Annotated in this window: 13 protein-coding genes; 7 read left to right on the top strand and 6 right to left on the bottom strand. The window is 71.1% G+C overall.

The genetic code is table 11. The features are described from left to right. Nucleotides 1-39 precede the first annotated feature (39 nt). The 4 genes from rsmA to rsmI all read right to left on the bottom strand — a co-directional run bounded on the left by rsmA (nt 40) and on the right by rsmI (nt 4,360). The gene (gene rsmA / locus DEJ24_RS13825) at nt 40-915 is read right to left on the bottom strand and encodes a 16S rRNA (adenine(1518)-N(6)/adenine(1519)-N(6))-dimethyltransferase RsmA (protein ID WP_110904662.1); all 876 of its coding nucleotides are present in this window, start codon (nt 913-915) and stop codon (nt 40-42) included. 2 nt (nt 916-917) lie between these two features. Further along, complete coding sequence (locus DEJ24_RS13820; RefSeq protein ID WP_110904663.1) at nt 918-1,841, bottom strand: TatD family hydrolase; 924 nt, start codon at nt 1,839-1,841, stop codon at nt 918-920. Next, nucleotides 1,838-3,415 (bottom strand): methionine--tRNA ligase, encoded by a 1,578-nt coding sequence (gene metG, locus DEJ24_RS13815; protein WP_111079128.1) that lies wholly within the window; start codon nt 3,413-3,415, stop codon nt 1,838-1,840. Before metG ends, DEJ24_RS13820 begins: the two co-directional genes overlap by 4 nt. Before the next feature lie 123 nt (nt 3,416-3,538). After that, complete coding sequence (rsmI, locus tag DEJ24_RS13810) at nt 3,539-4,360, bottom strand: 16S rRNA (cytidine(1402)-2'-O)-methyltransferase (protein WP_111079127.1); 822 nt, start codon at nt 4,358-4,360, stop codon at nt 3,539-3,541. A gap of 78 nt (nt 4,361-4,438) precedes the next feature. On the opposite strand from rsmI, the gene DEJ24_RS13805 reads away from it, so the two are divergent. Next, on the top strand, nt 4,439-6,070 hold the full coding sequence (locus DEJ24_RS13805) for a dolichyl-phosphate-mannose--protein mannosyltransferase (protein ID WP_181436619.1): 1,632 nt from the start codon (nt 4,439-4,441) through the stop codon (nt 6,068-6,070). 12 nt (nt 6,071-6,082) lie between these two features. Here the strand turns inward: DEJ24_RS13805 and DEJ24_RS13800 are convergent, their stop codons facing one another. Beyond that, on the bottom strand, nt 6,083-6,742 hold the full coding sequence (locus DEJ24_RS13800) for a TetR/AcrR family transcriptional regulator (RefSeq protein ID WP_111079125.1): 660 nt from the start codon (nt 6,740-6,742) through the stop codon (nt 6,083-6,085). A gap of 159 nt (nt 6,743-6,901) precedes the next feature. On the opposite strand from DEJ24_RS13800, the gene DEJ24_RS13795 reads away from it, so the two are divergent. The 6 genes from DEJ24_RS13795 (at nt 6,902) to DEJ24_RS13770 (ending at nt 16,871) form a co-directional block, all read left to right on the top strand. Continuing rightward, complete coding sequence (locus DEJ24_RS13795) at nt 6,902-8,443, top strand: MFS transporter (protein WP_111079124.1); 1,542 nt, start codon at nt 6,902-6,904, stop codon at nt 8,441-8,443. A gap of 165 nt (nt 8,444-8,608) precedes the next feature. Further along, on the top strand, nt 8,609-9,460 hold the full coding sequence (locus DEJ24_RS13790; protein ID WP_111079123.1) for a sulfurtransferase: 852 nt from the start codon (nt 8,609-8,611) through the stop codon (nt 9,458-9,460). A gap of 45 nt (nt 9,461-9,505) precedes the next feature. Next, complete coding sequence (locus DEJ24_RS13785; protein ID WP_111079122.1) at nt 9,506-10,573, top strand: NAD(P)-dependent oxidoreductase; 1,068 nt, start codon at nt 9,506-9,508, stop codon at nt 10,571-10,573. Between the two features lie 103 nt (nt 10,574-10,676). Then, a complete protein-coding gene (locus DEJ24_RS13780) occupies nt 10,677-12,521 on the top strand; it encodes a thioredoxin domain-containing protein (protein ID WP_111079121.1) in 1,845 nt (614 codons plus the stop codon). Nucleotides 12,522-12,555: 34 nt separating this feature from the next. Continuing rightward, nucleotides 12,556-16,461: an ATP-dependent RNA helicase HrpA gene (hrpA, locus tag DEJ24_RS13775; RefSeq protein WP_111079167.1), complete on the top strand. Its 3,906-nt coding sequence runs from the start codon at nt 12,556-12,558 to the stop codon at nt 16,459-16,461. A gap of 41 nt (nt 16,462-16,502) precedes the next feature. Next, on the top strand, nt 16,503-16,871 hold the full coding sequence (locus DEJ24_RS13770) for a VOC family protein (RefSeq protein ID WP_111079166.1): 369 nt from the start codon (nt 16,503-16,505) through the stop codon (nt 16,869-16,871). A gap of 10 nt (nt 16,872-16,881) precedes the next feature. Here the strand turns inward: DEJ24_RS13770 and DEJ24_RS13765 are convergent, their stop codons facing one another. Further along, nucleotides 16,882-17,484: a YbaK/EbsC family protein gene (locus DEJ24_RS13765; RefSeq protein ID WP_111079120.1), complete on the bottom strand. Its 603-nt coding sequence runs from the start codon at nt 17,482-17,484 to the stop codon at nt 16,882-16,884. Nucleotides 17,485-17,692 lie beyond the last annotated feature (208 nt).

Below are 17,692 nucleotides of genomic sequence, written 5' to 3'. Positions count from 1 at the left end.
CCCTGGAGGCTCGGGGCGCGTCCGTCCGCTGACCGGCTGTCAGGCGGTCGTGTCGGCCGCGGCGCCCCCCGCTGCAGCGAGGACGGTCCGGCCGAGGCGCACGAAGTCGTCGACCCCGAGCTCTTCGCCACGCGCCGTCGGCGCGATGCCCGCGGCTTCGAGGACCTCGGACGCATGCGCACTGCCCCCCAGGACACCGGAGAGTGCCTGGCGGAGCATCTTCCGGCGCTGCTGGAACGCCGCGTCGACCAGGGTGAACACCCGAGAACGGAGCTGTTCGTCGCCCGGCGGCTCGTGTCGGTCGAACCCGACCAGGACGCTGTCGACGTTCGGCACCGGCCAGAAGACCTGCCGACTGACCTGCCCGGCGATGCGCCACGACCCGTACCAGGCGGCCTTGACGCTCGGGGATCCGTAGACCTTGCTGCCCGGGTCGGCGGCCAGGCGGTAGCCGACCTCGGCCTGCACCATCACCAGCGAGCGGACGAGGGACGGGAAGGTCGCGAGCAGGTGCAGCAGCACCGGTACGGACACGTTGTACGGCAGGTTCGCGACGAGGTGCGTCGGCAGGACGGGCAGGTCCTCGGCGGAGACCTGCATGGCGTCCTGGTGGACCACCGTCAGGCGGGCGTCGGGCTGCATCGCGGAGACGGTCGTCGGCAGGTGCGCTGCGAGCCGGGCGTCGATCTCGACGGCGGTGACCGGAGCACCGGTCTCGGTGAGGCCGAGCGTCAACGACCCGAGCCCCGGTCCGACCTCGAGCACCTTCGACTGCGGCGTGACACCGGCGATCGACACGATGCGCCGGACGGTGTTGGCGTCGTGCACGAAGTTCTGGCCGAGCTTCTTGGTGGGGGTGACGTCGAGCGTCGCCGCGAGTTCCCGGATCTCCGCCGGGCCGAGGAGCGCGCCCACGGCTACTGCACCACCGTGACGGGTTCGGCGTCCCACGCGCCGTAGACGAGTTCCGTGTTCGAGGTGATCTGCGCCGCGAGCATCGAGGCGTCGGTCCCCAGCGTCTCGGCCATCGACCGGAGCGTGTGCGGGATCAGGTACGGCGCGTTCGGCCGGCCGCGGAACGGCGTCGGGGTGAGGAACGGCGCGTCCGTCTCGATCATGATCAGGTGGCGCGGGGCGACGTGCAGTGCGTCCCGCAGGTTCTGCGCGTTCTTGAACGTCACGGTGCCGGCGAACGACATGTACCAGCCGCGCTCGGCGCACAGGCGCGCGAGCTCCGGGCCGCCCGAGAAGCAGTGGAAGACGGTGCGCTCGGGTGCGCCGACGCGCTCGAGGACCTCGACCACGGCGTCGTGGGCGTCACGGTCGTGGATGGTCAGCGCGAGGTCGTGGTCCTTCGCGATGCGGATGTGCTCTTCGAAGGAGCGGATCTGTGCCGCCCGGCCGTCGTCACCGGTGCGGAAGAAGTCGAGCCCGGTCTCCCCGATCGCCCGCACCCGGGGCAGGGCCGCGAGCTCGGCGATACCGGCGAGGTGCTCGTCGAGCAGCCCCTGCTCGTCGAGGACCGGGGCTTCGTTCGGGTGCAGGGCCACCGCGGCGAGGACCCGGGGCTCCCGTGCTGCGATCGATGCCGACCACCGTGAGGTGGCCAGGTCCGTGCCGACCTGCACGACACCGCGGACACCGACGCTCGACGCGCGGTCGAGGTGCTCCCGGTAGTCGAGCGGACCGTCGCCGCCGTCCCCGACACCGTCGGCGATCTCCATGTGGGTGTGGTTGTCGTACACCGGGACGGTGAGGGCCTGCGGCAGCGGCGGGTACGTCAGGTCCCGCTTCTGCCCGCCGCCGTCGCCGCCGCGGGCACGGACGTGCGCGTCGGTCACGCGGCGCCCTGCTCCGGCTGCTCGATGCGCGGGAAGAGCCCGGCGGCGAGCGGCGTCACCGTCTCGGACCCCTGCCACTCCCAGGCGCGGTCGATGCGCTGCTCAGCGATCGAGCCACCGGCGCCGATCGAGGCCCAGAGCTTCTCGGTCGCCTTCGGCATCACCGGGGACACGAGCACGGCCACGGTCCCGAGTCCCCGCAGTGCGGTGACGAGCACGGTCGCGAGGCGCTCACGCTGCGCGTCGTCCTTCGCGAGGGCCCAGGGCTCCTGCTCGGTGATGTAGCCGTTCAGGGCGTCCACGAGCTCCCAGACGGTGCTGATCGCGTCGTGCGGTGCGAACGCGGCGATCGCGGCGTCGGCCCGTTCGGTGACCTCCTGCGCGAGGGCGTCGATCGCTGCGTCGGACCCGGTCAGCTCGCCCCGCTCGGGGACGGCGCCGTCGAAGTAGCGGTTGAGCATCGCGACGATGCGGGAGGCCAGGTTCCCGAACCCGTTGGCGAGCTCCGCCTGGTACCGCGCCGAGATGTCCTCCCAGCTGAAGTTACCGTCCTGCCCGAAGGTGATCGCCCGGAGGAAGTAGTACCGGAAGGCGTCGGAGCCGAACGTGTCGGTGATCTCGCTCGGGGCGATGCCCGTCAGCTTCGACTTCGACATCTTCTCGCCGCCGACGAGCAGCCAGCCGTGGCCGAAGACACGCTCGGGGACCGGGAGCCCGGCCGCCATCAGCATCGCCGGCCAGATGACGGCGTGGAAGCGGGCGATGTCCTTGCCGACGATGTGCACGCTCGGCCAGAGGCGCTGGAAGGCTTCGTCGTCCTCGGTGCCGTACCCCAGTGCGGTGATGTAGTTCAGCAGCGCGTCGAACCAGACGTACAGGACGTGGTCGGAGTCCCACGGGATCTGGATGCCCCAGTCGAAGCTCGACCGCGAGATCGACAGGTCGCGCAACCCCTGCTTGACGAAGGAGACGATCTCGTTGCGGACGCTCTCCGGCTGGATGAACTGCGGGTTCGACTCGTAGAGGTCGAGCAGACGCTGCTCGAAGTCGGACATGCGGAAGAAGTAGTTGCGCTCGGCCAGGACCTCCACCGGGATGGAGTGGATCGCGCAGACCTGCTGACCCTCGTACGGGCCGGTGCCGGGGACCAGGTCGCTCGGCTGCTTGTACTCCTCGCAGCCGACGCAGTAGAAGCCCTCGAACTCGCCGGCGTAGATGAAGCCGTCGTCGTACAGCTTCTGCAGGAACGCCGTGACGCCACGCTCGTGCCGCTCGTCGGTGGTCCGGATGAAGTCGTCGTTGGCCACGTCCACCGTGTCGAGCAGCGGCTTCCAGGCGTCGGTGACCAGGCGGTCGGCCCACTCCTTCGGCGTGACGTCGTTCGCCGAGGCGGTGCGGAGGATCTTCTGCCCGTGCTCGTCGGTGCCCGTGAGCAGCCAGGTGTCGTCCCCACGCTGGCGGTGCCAGCGCGCGAGGACGTCCGCGGCGACCTCCGTGTACGCGTGCCCGATGTGGGGCACGTCGTTGACGTAGAAGATCGGCGTGGTGATCGAGAACGAGCTGCCGTCGGCCATGCGGACCATCCTAGAGGCGCGCCCGAGCACCGTGACGCGCTGCCGGGCGGCCTGTGGAGAACCGGACGGGAGGCCCGTGGCGGCGTCCCCACGTGCCTCCCGTCCGACAGGTGTCGCGTCCGGTCAGCGTGCGGCGAGCGCACCCTCGTAGAGGTCGCGCTTGGAGAGTCCGGTCGCGTCGGCGACCGCTGCGGCGGCCTCCTTCATGCGTGCGCCGGCGGCCACGCGTTCGAGGACCAGGCGGACGCCGTCCTCGATCATGGCGTCGTCACCCGATCCGGTGGACCCCGCGACGACGACGCAGATCTCGCCGCGGACGCCGTCAGCCGCCCACTCGGTCAGCTCCGCGAGGCTGCCCCGACGGATCTCCTCGTGCATCTTGGTGAGCTCGCGGCAGACCGCGGCACGCCGGTCGCTGCCGAACCCGGCGGCCATGTCGCCGAGCGTGTCGGCGATCCGGTGCGGCGACTCGAAGAAGACCATGGTCCGCTGCTCCCCCGCCAGTGCGGCGAACACCCGTCGCCGTTCCCCCGCCTTGCGGGTCGGGAAGCCCTCGAACGTGAAGCGGTCCGTCGGCAGCCCGGAGAGCGCGAGCGCGGTGAGGACGGCGCTCGGGCCGGGGACCGCGGTCACGGTGACGCCCGCGGCGGCGGCGGCCTCGACGAGCGGGAACCCGGGGTCGCTGATGGCGGGCATGCCGGCGTCGGTGAGCACGACGACGTCGTCCTCCCGGGCGAGTTCGACGACCTCGGCCGCGCGCTCCCGCTCGTTGTGCTCGTGCAGCGCGATGAGCCGCGGACGGTTCTCGATGCCCAGTGCGCGCATCAGGTGGATCGCGGTCCTGGTGTCCTCGGCGGCCACCACGGAGGCGTTCGACAGCGTCTCCACGAGTCGACGGGAGGCATCACCGAGGTTGCCGATGGGGGTTGCTGCGAGGACGATCACGACCCCATTGTCGTCGCAGGACCCGCGACCTGTGGACGACGCAGCCGACACCTGCGCCGCGTCCGTAGGATGCTGCGGGTGACCACGGACCTGGCCGACCTGCAGAAGACCGTGCCGGACGTCCCGCGTGGCTCGCGGCTCGACGACTGGTGGGGCCGCGTGCTCTCCGCCGGGTGGCGGGTCGCCGCCTGGCGATGGGGTGGCCCGATCGCGGTCACCGTGCTCGCTGCCCTGCTCCGGCTGGTCGACCTCGGCCGGCCGCACTCGCTCGTGTTCGACGAGACCTACTACGTCAAGGACAGCTGGTCCCTCGTCCACCTCGGGTACGAGGGCACGTGGCCGGCGAACCCGACGGGTGACGGTGCACCGACGACCGACGCCCGGTTCGCCGACGGGCAGACCGACCTTTACTCCCGAGCCGCGGAGTTCATCGCGCACCCGCCGCTCGGGAAGTACCTGATCGGTCTCGGCATGCTGTTGTTCGGGCCGGACAACGCCTTCGGCTGGCGATTCACCGTCGCGGTCCTCGGCATCGCCACCGTGTTCCTCACCGCGGTGATCGCTCGTTCCCTGTTCCGGTCCACGTTCATCGGCACGCTCGCGGGCGGGTTCCTGGCGGTGGACGGACAGGCGATCGTGATGTCACGGGTGTCGCTGCTCGACGGCATCGTCACGTTCTTCGTCGTGCTCGGCTTCGGCGCACTGCTGCTCGACCGACGGTGGTCCGCCCGGCAACTCGACCGGTGGGTCGACCGTCGTGCCGCCGCCGGCCGACCGACGCTCTGGGGTCCGGTCCTCTGGTGGCGCCCCTGGCTCGTCGCGATGGGCCTCGCGCTCGGGCTCGCCACCGCGACGAAGTGGACCGGACTGTACTTCCTGGCGTTCTTCGCCGTGTACTCCGTGGTCAGCGACATGCTGCTGCGGCGTCGCGCCGGGGTGGCCTTCTGGTCCTCGAGCGCCGCGCTGCAGCAGGCACCGGTGACCTTCTTGCTGACCGTGCCGATCGCCGCCGCGACCTACCTGGCGTCGTGGGCAGGCTGGTTCCTGACCCGGGGCGGCTGGGACCGCGACTGGATCGGGACGGGCGGTCAGCGCTGGACCGGCCTGCTCGCCTGGGTGCCCGACAGCCTGCAGAACTGGTGGCACTACCAGAGCGAGATCTACGCCTTCAACATCGGCCTGCACACGCCGCACTCGTACCAGGCGAACCCGCTGCTCTGGCTCCTCATGCAACGGCCGACGTCGATGTACTACGTCGGCACGAACGTGGGCCAGGACGGCTGCGCGGCCGACCGCTGTGGGGCGGCGATCACCGGGATCGCGAACCCGTTCATCTGGTACGCCTCGGTCATCGCGGCCGTGGTGCTGCTCGTGCTGCTCATCACACGGCGGCGGTGGGAGTACGGCATCGTCCTGATGGGCATCGCCGCGGGCTACCTGCCGTGGCTGATGTACCTGGACCGGACGGTCTTCCAGTTCTACACGATCGCCTTCGAGCCCTTCCTCGTGATGGCGCTGGCGGCCGTGATCGGGCACCTGATCGGCTCGCGGGACGACCCGCGGCCACGGCGGACCCGGGCGCTGGTCTGGCTCGGCGTGTACCTGGTCGTCGTGGTGCTCGCGTCGGCGTACTGGTACCCGCTGTGGTCAGCGATGCAGGCGCCGTGGGACTTCATCCGGTCCCACTACTGGCTGCCCAGCTGGCTGTAGCGGCGGCTCCGGTCAGCTCTGCGTCTGCATCGCGCGCTCGAGGGCGTCGCGGTCCAGCGGCTCTCCGGTCAGCTGGTCCGGCTGGGCCTGCGGGAGCACGCCGTCGACCAGCACCTGCGCGTAGCGCTTCCAGGCGTCGGGATCGTAGTCGCGGGTCGCGTCGGCCACGGCACCGATCATCGTCGTGAGCATCGGCAGGTCGCGGTAGTCGAAGCCGGGACGGACCACGCCGGCGTCCTTCGCACGGCCGATGATCCGGGACACCTGCTGCTCCAGGCGGTCGCGCTCCTGCACGATCGACGGGCGGGCCTTGCCGGCGCGGACGATGGCGTCGGCCAGGGCGCGGTCCCGCGCTCGGAAGGCGAACACGCCCATCAGGTAGAGACGGAGGGACTCGCGCGGGTCGATCTCATCGGCAGCGCGGGCGGCGGCGGCGTTCATCGCCTCGAACTTCGTCGCGAGGAGGGCCTCGATCAGCGAGTCCTTGTCCGCGAAGCGCCGGTAGACGGTGCCAACGCCCACTCCGGCCTCGTGCGCGATGTCGTTGAGCGTGACCGAGATGCCGCGTTCCGCGAAGCACTTCCGCGCCGTCTGCAGGATCAGTTCGCGGTTCCGCGCCGCGTCGGCGCGCAGGGGGCGATCGAGATCGGCGGCGGGTCCGGTGGTGCTCACAGAACGAACATAATCGGACTTTCTGGGAACAAGCGGATGCGGTGACTCCGTTTTGGGCTACAGTTACCGCAAGCGGATGCAGCGCATCCGCTTCACTCTTCTCCGGGACGCCCGACGGCGCGCGCCCCTCCTCTTCCATCCTTCGAGAAGGAGGCTGTCGTGACGGCAGAACAGACCGCGCCCGCTCCCACAGGAGCGACGCCGACGACCGCGGGCCCCACCCCGGCCCGGACCGACCACCGATGGATCGCACTCGCGGTCATCGCCCTCGCCCAGCTCATGGTCGTCCTGGACGCCACCATCGTGAACATCGCGCTGCCCTCGGCGCAGCAAGACCTCGGGTTCGCCACCGACCAGCGTCAGTGGATCGTCACGGCGTACTCGCTGGCCTTCGGCTCGCTCCTGCTCCTGGGCGGTCGTCTCGGTGACCTCTTCGGCCGCAAGAACACCTTCATCATCGGCCTGGTCGGCTTCGCCGTCGCGTCGGTGCTCGGCGGCCTCGCCGACTCGTTCGGGCTCCTCGTCGCCGCCCGCGCCCTGCAGGGCGTCTTCGGCGCGCTGCTCGCCCCGTCCGCCCTGGGCATGCTCACCACGACCTTCCGTGACCCCAAGGAGCGCGGTCGTGCGTTCGGCATCTTCGGCTCCATCGCCGGCTCCGGTGCCGCGATCGGCCTGCTGCTCGGCGGCGTGCTCACCGAGTACGCCTCGTGGCGCTGGTGCCTCTACGTGAACGTCGTGTTCGCGATCCTCGGCGTCATCGGCGCGATCGTCTTCATGGCGAAGCCGCCGAAGGTCGAGCGTCCGCGCATCGACATCGCCGGGGTCATCACGATCACCGCCGGCCTGGTCGGTGTGGTCTACGGCTTCTCGAACGCCGAGACCAACGGTTGGGACGCCCCGCTCACGATCGGCATGCTCGCCGGCGGTGTGCTGCTGATCGCGGCCTTCGTGGTGATCGAGACCCGCGTCGCGCACCCGCTGCTCCCCTTGCGCGTCATCCTCGACCGTGACCGCGGTGGTTCGTTCGTCGCCATCGGCCTGGTCGCGATCGGCATGTTCGGCATCTTCCTGTTCCTGACCTACTACCTCGAGCAGACCCTCGGCTTCTCGGCGCTGCAGACCGGCCTGGCGTTCCTGCCGATGCCGCTGTCGATCATGCTGTCCGCCACACAGATCGGCGGACGCCTGCTGCCCCGCGTCGGCCCGAAGGTCCTGATCTTCGCCGGAGCCCTCGTCGCCGCCACCGGGCTCCTGCTCCTCCTGCGCACCGACCTCGACAGCTCCTACGCGGGCACCGTCCTGCCGGCGCTCATCGTGATCGGTCTCGGCATGGGCACGATCTTCTCGTCCGCGATGAACACCGCGACGACCGGGGTCGCCCGTTCGGACGCCGGTGTGGCATCGGCAACGGTGAACACGATGCAGCAGATCGGTGGCTCGATCGGCACCGCGCTGCTGTCGACGATCTTCGCGAACGTCGTCGAGAACAGCCTCTCCGGTCTGTCCGCCGCGCCGACGAAGCTCCAGCAGGCGCAGGCCACGCTCGACGGCTACCACGCTGCGTTCGCGATCTCGGCCGGGGTCCTGTTGATCGTGGCGATCGCGAGCGGCCTGCTCATCAACCGGCAGTCCGTCCGTCTCGATCGTCTCGCCCGTGCCGGGTCCGGCGTGACGGGCAGCGTCCCGACCGCCGCGCACTGACCAGCACGACCACGCCGGACGCCACCGCAGGTCACTGCGGTGGCGTCCGGCGTCCGGCTGTTGCAAGCCACATCACGCTGTGCTCCGACCGATCGTTCCACGGCCTGTGTCGGACTGTTGCTCACCCTCTGTCGTGAGCCAGAGGCGTCGATTACGGTGTGCCACATGGCCCCCGTCCTGACCTCGCCACTCGTGTCCACGCAGTGGCTCGCCGACCACCTCGGCGCGGACGACCTCCTCGTCCTCGACGCCTCGGTGCACACGGACGGCATCGGCTTCGGCACGTCGTGGCACTCGGCGCGGGACGCCCACGAGCGTCGCGGACACGTCCCGGGTGCCGTCTACGCCGACCTCATCGACGAGTTCTCGGCGTCCGGGACGGACCTGCCCTTCACCCGGCCCGGGGTCGACCGCTTCGAGTCCGCGGCCCGTGCGCTGGGCGTGAGCCGCGCCTCCACCGTGGTGGTCTACGACGACGGCATCGGCGAGTGGAGCGCCCGTCTGTGGTGGATCTTCCGGTCCTTCGGCTTCGACGCCGTCGCCGTGCTCGACGGCGGCTTCCCGAAGTGGCGCGACGAAGGACGGCCGGTCCGTGTCGGGGCCCTGTCCCGCGCACCGGAGCCGTCCCGCGACGGCGACGCGTTCGTCGCGGGTGAGGAACGTCCGCTCTGGGCCGACCGGGCACGGGTCCTCCGTGCGGTCGACGGTTCCGAGCCGGCGGCGCTCGTCATGGCTGCCGACCCGGCGGCCCTCGGCGACGACCACCCACCGATCGTCCCCGGGAGCACCACCATCGGCGTCCGTGAGTTGCTCGACCGGTCGAACGCCCTGCTCCGCCAGCCGGACCTCGAGCGTGCCCTCGCTCCGGTGCTCTCCGCGGACGAGGTCGTGACCTACTGCGGAGTCGGGAGCGCCTCGTGCGTCGACGCGCTGGCCTTGACCGTGCTCGGCCACCAGAAGGTCCGCGTGTACGACGGGTCCCTCGCCGAGTGGTGGCGGGAACCGATCGCCTCCTGACCGGGTGGCGCTGCCCGTCGCCCGCAGCGGGCTAGCGTTGCCCGCATGAGCAGCAGACGCGCGGTCGTCCTCGGTGGGACCGGCGGCATCGGATCCCAGGTCGTCCGCGAACTCCTCGACGTGTCCGGCCGGGGCGGCGACGACTGGGAGGTCGAGGTCGTCTCGCGCTCCGGAGGCCCGGTCGCCGATGGACTCCTCGCCCGCGGCGCGGTCGGCCGACCGGGAGACCGTCGAGACACGACGTTCCTGCGCGAGCTGCTGCGCCCCGGCGCGGACCTGCTCGTCGACACCGTCGGTGCGACCCGCGACGACGCCCTGCAGCTCGCCCCCTTCCTCGACGACGTCGGGTCGACCGTCTTCGTGTCCTCGAAGGCGGTCTACGCCGACGAGCAGGGTCGCCACGCGAACTCGCTCGACAAGCCGGTGTTCGGCGGCGCCGTCACCGAGCTGCAGCCGACGGTCACCCCCGCTGACGCGGACCCGACGAGTCGCGACGGCTACGGTGCCGCGAAGGTCGCCGCCGAACAGGTCCTGCTCGACCACGGGGCGCCCGTCACCGTCCTGCGCCCCTCGAAGGTGTACGGCGTCGGCATCGGCCGACCCCGCGAGTGGTTCGTCGTACGCCGGGTGCTCGACGGCCGCGAGCGCGTCCTGCTCGCCGACGAGGGCCGCGGCGTCGACCACACCACGGCGGCGTCGGGCATCGCGTCCCTGGTCCGGATCGTCGCCGACGCACCCGACCGCCGCATCCTCAACGTCGCGGACGAGACGGCGCCGACGGCGCTGGAGATCGTCCGGACCGTCGCGGGGCACCTCGGCCAGACGTTCGACGAGGTCCTGCTCGGCGAGGACGCCCCCGCGTTCGTCGGACTCACGCCCTGGTCGGTGCCGTCGCCGTCCGTGCTCGACACCACCGCTGCGCGCTCGCTCGGGTGGGTCCCGCCGCGGTTCGCGGAGGCGGTCGTGCCGGAGGTCGACTGGTTGGTCGAGACGGCGCACCGCACGCCGGTCGACGGGGACGTGCCGTGGGCGGCCGATCCGTTCTGGGACCGGATGTTCGACTACGGGCCGGAGGACGCGGCGCTGGTGCTGCTGTCGCTCGGGCTGGGCTGACTGGTCGGTCGGGCTGACCCCGCCGGACTGTGGACAGCGGCAACTCGTCCACAGATCGGACTGGAGGCCCGCCCACACAGGGCGCGCGGGGCACGCTGGGTGCATGAACGACAACCGGCTCGGGACCGCCGTCAGCCCCTACCTCCGCCAGCACGCCGACAACCCGGTGGACTGGCGCGAGTGGGGCGCCGACGCCTTCACCGAGGCACGGGAGCGTGACGTGCCCGTCCTCGTGTCGATCGGGTACGCCACGTGCCACTGGTGCCACGTGATGGCGCGTGAGAGCTTCTCCGACCCGGAGATCGGCGCGATGCTCCGGCAGGACTTCGTCGCCGTGAAGGTCGACCGCGAAGAGCGCCCGGACGTCGACTCGAGCGCGATGGCCGCGGCGAGCGCCTTCACCGAGAACCTCGGATGGCCGTTGACGGTGTTCATGACGCCTGACGCGCAGGTCTTCTACGCGGGCACCTACTACCCGCCGCAGCCGGTCGGGCAGCACCCGTCCTTCCGACAGGTCACGGCCGCGGTGCTCGATGCGTGGCGGGACCGTCGGCACGAGGTCGATGCGAACGCGGCGGCGGTCGCGGGGGCGATCCGGCAGGGTGCCGAGACGGACGCGGCCGCGGCACGCGCGAGCCAGCCCGACGGGGGTGGTGCGGGCCTCCCGTCTGTCGACGCGATCCGCGGCGTCGTGCAGGACCTGGAGCGCGCGGAAGACACGACGTACGGAGGATTCGGTGGTGCGCCGAAGTTCCCGAACGCCCCGCTGTTGGAGTTCCTCGGCGACGCGGCCGCGGACGGCGACGGCGCAGCCGGCGCGCTGCTCACCCGTGCGCTCGACGCCATCGCCGGGTCCGAACTGACCGACGTCGACGGTGGTGTGTTCCGGTACGCGACCCAGCGCGACTGGTCCGTCCCCCACTACGAGCGGATGCTCTACGACAATGCGGGCCTGCTCGCGGTGGCCGAACCCGGGCGAGCCCGCGGCATCGCGGACTTCCTCCGCGACACCCTCCGGCGGGCGGACGGTGCCTTCGTCGCGGCGCAGGACAGCGAGTCGACCATCGACGGCCGGCGTGTGGAAGGCGAGTGGTACCGCGTACCGCTCGAAGAGCGCGGCCGGCTCGCGGCACCGCCGCTCGACGACCAGGTCCTGACCGGGTGGAACGGCCTGGCGATCCGCGGGCTGGTCATCGCGGGCAGTCGCGCCGGGGACGACGAGATGATCGACCTCGCGCGCAGCGCGGCGGACGCCGTCATCGCCGCACACCTGCGGGACGGACACGTCAGGGTGCGCTCGAGCACCCCGCGCGGTGGGTCGACCGCGGCGCCGACGATCGAGGACCTCGGTCTGTTCGCGGAGGGGTTGCTCGAGCTCGCCCTCGCGACCGGCGAGCTCGGGTACGCCGTGATCGGGCGAACGCTCGTGGACGACGGACTGTCGGGTGCGCTCGAAGTCGATCCGGTCCTCGCCGCCGCCGGGACCGCGACCGGTGAGCAGCCGCAGACCGCACTCCGATCCGGAACGGTGGCGATGGCCGGGGCTGCCGCGCTCCTCGCTGCCCTCACCGGTGACGACGGCCGGCACTCGGCGGCCGAACGCCTCATCGCCGAGCGCGCCCGGACCGGAGTGGACCGACCACTCGGGCACGCGGATGCCCTCGGGCTCGCGCTCGCGCTCCAGCGGCCCTCACGAGAGGTCGTGCTCGTCGCTGACGACCGATCGGGTGCCGAGGCGGTCGGCATGCTGGCCGCAGTCCGGGCCGCACGACGTCCGGGGACGATCGTCGCCGTGCTCACCCGGACGCAGGCGGCGGAGTGGGCGGCCGCCGGCTTCTCACTGTTCGAGGGCCGGGACACGCTGGACGGCGTGACGTACGTCTGCCACGACCGGGTCTGCGCGTTGCCGGCACGGACCGCTGGCGAGCTCGCCGCCCAGCTCGGCTGACTGCCGCACGCCCGGACGGTATCCTGGAATGCTCATGTCGAATCCCCCCGTCATCACGTACCCGCCCGAGCTGCCCGTCTCGCAGCGGCGGGACGACATCGCTGCTGCGATCCGCGACAACCAGGTCGTGATCGTGGCGGGTGCCACCGGGTCCGGCAAGACGACGCAGCTGCCGAAGATCTGCCTGGAGCTCGGTCGCGAGAGCATCGGCCACACGCAGCCCCGACGCATCGCTGCGCGCACGATCGCGGAGCGGGTGTCCGAGGAACTCGGCAGTGAGCTCGGCGACCTGGTCGGGTACCAGGTGCGCTTCACCGACAAGGTCAGCGCGGCCACCCGGATCAAGCTGATGACGGACGGCATCCTGCTGAACGAGATCCACTTCGACCGGGACCTCAAGCGGTACGACACAATCATCATCGACGAGGCGCACGAGCGGTCCCTCACGATCGACTTCCTGCTGGGCTACCTGAAGCGGCTCCTCACCCGTCGCCCGGACCTGAAGCTCATCATCACGAGCGCGACGATCGATCCGCAGTCGTTCTCGGACCACTTCGGGGGCGCCCCGATCGTCGAGGTCTCCGGCCGGACCTACCCGGTGGAGGTCCGCTACCGCCCGCTCGTCGCTGACGAGGACGCCGCGGGCGACGAGGACGACGACGACTTCGACGAACGTCCCGCCGGCACCCGACCTGCCACCCGGAAGCGCGACGGGGGCGACCGCGCGGGTGGTGAGCGCACCGGTGCCGACCGGAGCAGCACCGACGACCGCGACTACCTGCAGGGCATCACCGACGCGCTCGACGAACTGGCGCGGGAGGACCCGGGTGACGTCCTGGTGTTCCTGTCCGGCGAGAACGAGATCCGCGACGCACAGGACGCCATCGAGGGCAAGCACTACCCGGGGACCGAGGTCCTGCCGCTGTACGGTCGGCTGTCCGCCGCGGACCAGCACCGGGTGTTCCAGCGATCGAACACCCCGGGCCTCCGACGACGTGTCGTGCTCGCGACCAACGTGGCCGAGACCTCGCTGACCGTCCCCGGCATCAAGTACGTCGTGGACACCGGCACCGCCCGCATCTCCCGGTACTCGCCGCGGGCCAAGGTGCAGCGGCTGCCGATCGAGGCGATCTCGCAGGCGTCCGCGAACCAGCGTTCCGGCCGTGCCGGTCGGACGAGTGCGGGCATCGCGATCCGCCTCTACTCCGAGGACGACTTCGACCGCCGTCCCGAGTACACCGACCCGGAGATCCTCCGGACGAACCTGGCCGCCGTCATCCTGCAGATGATCTCGCTCGGGTTCGGCGACATCGAGTCGTTCCCGTTCCTGCAGCCGCCGGATTCCCGCGGCGTGAAGGACGGCCTCGACCTGCTGCGCGAACTCCGAGCCGTCGACACGGCCGGCGCCATCACGAAGACGGGCAAGCAGCTGACGCGGCTGCCGATCGACCCCCGCCTGGGTCGGATGGTGCTCGAGGCGAGCCGCCAGGGCGTGGGCCGTGAGGTCATCGCGATCGTCTCGGCGCTGAGCATCCAGGACCCGCGCGAGCGTCCGCTCGAGAAGCGGGCGCAGGCCGACCAGCAGCACGCGCGCTTCGCCGACCCCACGAGCGACTTCCTCACCCTGCTCGGCCTCTGGAACTACCTGGAGGACAAGCAGGAGGAGCTGTCCTCCAGCGCGTTCCGCCGGATGTGCAAGGCCGAATTCCTCAACCACCTGCGCATCCGCGAGTGGCAGGACCTGTACCGCCAGCTCTCCCGAGCAGCCAAACAGGTCGGCATCCACGTCGGCAAGGAACGCAAGGACGACCCGGACTCGGTGCACCGGGCGCTCCTCGCCGGCCTCCTCAGCCAGATCGGTCTCCGCGACCGCGAGAAGCGGGACTACCTCGGCTCGCGGAACACCCGGTTCGTGGTGTTCCCGGGCAGTGTGCTCGCGAAGAAGCAGCCGGACGCGGTGATGGCCGCCGAACTCGTCGAGACGAGTCGGTTGTTCGCCCGGACGGTCGGCCGCATCGACACCGCGTGGGTGGAGCCGCTGGCCGGCGACCTGCTCAAGCGCACCTACGGCGAACCGCACTGGGAGAAGAAGCAGGGCTCGGTCGTCGCCTACGAGCGGGTGACGCTGTTCGGCGTGCCGATCGTGCAGCGTCGACGGGTGCAGTACAACCGGATCGACCCCGTGCACTCGCGGGAGCTCTTCATCCGGCATGCCCTGGTCGAGGGCGAGTGGGAGTCGCAGCAGGCGTTCGACCGGGCGAACCGGAAGCTCCGCCGGGAACTCGAACAGCTCGAGGAGCGCACCCGGCGCCGCGACATCCTGCTCGACGACGAGACGGTCGTCGAGTTCTACGAGGCCCGCATCCCCGCCGAGATCGCGACGACGCGCGACTTCGAGGGGTGGTGGCGCCGGACGCGCCGCGACCAGCCGGACCTGCTCACGATGCGCCGCGAGGACCTGCTCGACGAGTCCGCCGCATCCGCCGCGGAGGACGACGCCGAGTACCCGACCCAGTGGCGGAGCGGCGACCAGCGCCTCGCCGTCCGCTACCGCTTCGAACCCGGTGCCGAGGACGACGGGGTCAGCGTCCAGGTGCCGCTCGCCGTCCTGCCGCGCATGCGGGAAGAGGGCTTCGACTGGCAGGTCCGCGGGCTCCGGAAGGAACTCGTCACCGCGCTCATCAAGGCGCTGCCGAAGCAGATCCGCAAGAACGTCGTCCCGGCCGCCGACTGGGCCGAGAAGATCGTCGCCGAACTCCCCGACGACGCTCCGACGACCCCGACCGAGAGCTTCCGCGCCACACTCGCCAAGACGATCCAGCGCCTGGTGCACGTGCCGGTGTCGGAGTCCGACTTCGACATGTCGCGGGTGCCGTCGCACCTGCTGCCGACCTACGCGGTCGTCGACGAGCGCGGCCGCCGGGTCGAGGCCGGCAAGGACCTCTCGGCGCTGCAGACCAAGCTCAAGGACCGGACCCAGCAGAGCGTCGCTGCGGCGACACAACGCTCCGGAGGTTCGTCCCGCGTCGCCGACGCCGGCTCGGGCCGCCGCATCGAACGGTCCGGCCTGACCACCTGGCCCGACCAGGACCTGCCCGAGGTCCTCGACACGAAGCAGGCCGGCGGCGTCATCCGCGCCTACCCGGCCCTGGTCGAGGAGGGCTCCGGCCCGAAGGCGACCGTCGGCGTCCAGCTCCTCGCGACGCCAGGTGACCGGACCGTGCAGATGCCCGCGGGGGTACGCCGCCTCGTGATGCTCGCCGTTCCGTCCCCCGTGTCGTACATCCAGCAGCACCTCACCGCGCAGGAGAAGCTCGCGCTCGCCGCGAGCCCCTACCCGTCGACCAACGCCCTCTTCGACGACGTCCTGGCCGCCGTGGTCGATGCCGGGATCCGCCGGACCCACCCCGACGGGCTGGTCTTCACCCGGGCCGCGTTCGACCAGGTGCGCGACACCGTCTCGGCGACGGTCGTCGACACGATGTTCACCGCCGTGTCCGAGGTGGCCGCCGTCCTCACCGCCCAGCGGAACGCCGAGCGTGCGATGAAGCAGGCGACGAACATGGCGCTGCTGCCGGCGCTGTCGGACATGCGGCAGCAGATGGAACGGCTGGTGTTCCCCGGGTTCGTCTCGGTGGCCGGGCTCGACCGCCTCCGACGCATCCGGGTGTACCTGCAGGGCATCGACGCCCGCGTCACGAAGCTGCTCCAGAACCCGGGTCGCGATGCGAGCTGGATGCGCGAGGTCACCGGTGCGACCGACCGCTACGTCGAGGCCGGTGGGACGTTCCCGCCGGCGGTCGGCTCGCACCCGGAGCTCGTGCACGCACGCTGGATGCTGGAGGAGTTCCGCCTCAGCCTCTTCGCGCAGGAACTGGGTACAGCGGAGACCGTGTCGCTGCAGCGGATCACGAAGGCGCTGACGGCAGCCTCGCGCTGAGCCGCGGGACGGCCGAGCCGACCAGGACTACGGTGACCGCCATGATCGGCACACTCGACGTCGTCGTCCTGGACTGCCCGGACACCCGCGCCCTCGCTCGCTTCTACGCCGAACTCCTCGGCGGGGAGATCGTCGCCTTCGACGAGGACTGGGCCGAGGTGGTCCTGCCCTTCGCCGGACACCGACCGCTGCTCGCCTGCCAGCGGGTCGACGACTACCGGGCACCGGAGTGGCCCGGACAGGATGTCCCGCAGCAGATCCACCTCGACGTGAAGGTCGACGACCTCGACGCCGGTGAGCAGGCGGTCGTCGCGATCGGTGCGACGACGACCGGGCAGGGCACCGACACCTTCCGGGTCTACCTCGATCCGGCCGGGCACCCGTTCTGCCTGGTCGTGCCGCAGGACTGAGTCCGCTCGGTCAAGCGGGCTGGTCGGCCTCCGACGAGGAATCGACCTCTGCCGAATCGGCAGCGCCCGCATCAGCGGGGTCGACCGCCAGCCCCTCGACGACCTCGACACGGGGCAGTTCGCCGAGCACGGCCCCCGGCAGGAACAGCTTCGCCCCACGGACGCCGGCACCGATGACGACCTCGGGAGCCTCGAGCACCCGGGAGTCGACGTACACGGCCCAGTCGGCCGGCAGACCGATCGGGGTGATGCCGCCGTACTCCATCCGAGTGCGCTCGACGGCGTCGTCCATCGGCGCGAAGCTCACCTTCCGTGCCCCGAGCAGGCCCTTCACGGTCCGGTTCACGTCGAGCTTGGTCGAGGCCAGCACCACACAGGCCGCGTAGGTGACGGTGTCGCCGCGCTTCCCCGCGACGACGATGCAGTTCGCGCCGCCGGACACCGGGAAGCCGTAGGCCTCCGAGAACGCAGCCGTGTCCGCCAGGTCCGGGTCGATCGGCGATGCCTCGATCCGCTGGAGCAGGGCCGACGGCAGGGCGACCAAGGCCTCGGCGACGGGGATGGCGATGGAGCCGATGGCGAGCAGGACGGGCATGCGGTTCAACGTCGGCATCCTCCCACCCTAGGGACGGACGCCACGACGACGTGTCAGCCGAGGTCGGCGCCGGCGCCGGCACCGCGGTGCCCCTGGCGGTTCGCGCTCAGCGACAGGACTCGCGTGCGCCGCCACGAGGACTGTCGCTGAGCACGAAATGCGCCCGCCCGCCCGCGCCGCAGCGACGCTCTGCTGGGTCCGGTCCTTGAGCTTGGTCTGCAGCGCC

Origin of the sequence: Curtobacterium sp. MCPF17_001, from assembly GCF_003234615.1 — a bacterium.
GTDB lineage: Bacteria > Actinomycetota > Actinomycetes > Actinomycetales > Microbacteriaceae > Curtobacterium.
This window is presented reverse-complemented; position numbering and strand designations above follow the sequence as displayed.

Bases quoted from the DNA above. Each gene is read 5' to 3' on its own strand.
- metG (WP_111079128.1), bottom strand. From the start codon at position 3,415: ATGGCCGACGGCAGCTCGTTCTCGATCACCACGCCGATCTTCTACGTC.
- DEJ24_RS13790 (WP_111079123.1), top strand. From the start codon at position 8,609: ATGGCCCCCGTCCTGACCTCGCCACTCGTGTCCACGCAGTGGCTCGCC.
- DEJ24_RS13785 (WP_111079122.1), top strand. From the start codon at position 9,506: ATGAGCAGCAGACGCGCGGTCGTCCTCGGTGGGACCGGCGGCATCGGA.
- DEJ24_RS13780 (WP_111079121.1), top strand. From the start codon at position 10,677: ATGAACGACAACCGGCTCGGGACCGCCGTCAGCCCCTACCTCCGCCAG.
- hrpA (WP_111079167.1), top strand. From the start codon at position 12,556: ATGTCGAATCCCCCCGTCATCACGTACCCGCCCGAGCTGCCCGTCTCG.
- DEJ24_RS13770 (WP_111079166.1), top strand. From the start codon at position 16,503: ATGATCGGCACACTCGACGTCGTCGTCCTGGACTGCCCGGACACCCGC.
- DEJ24_RS13765 (WP_111079120.1), bottom strand. From the start codon at position 17,484: ATGCCGACGTTGAACCGCATGCCCGTCCTGCTCGCCATCGGCTCCATC.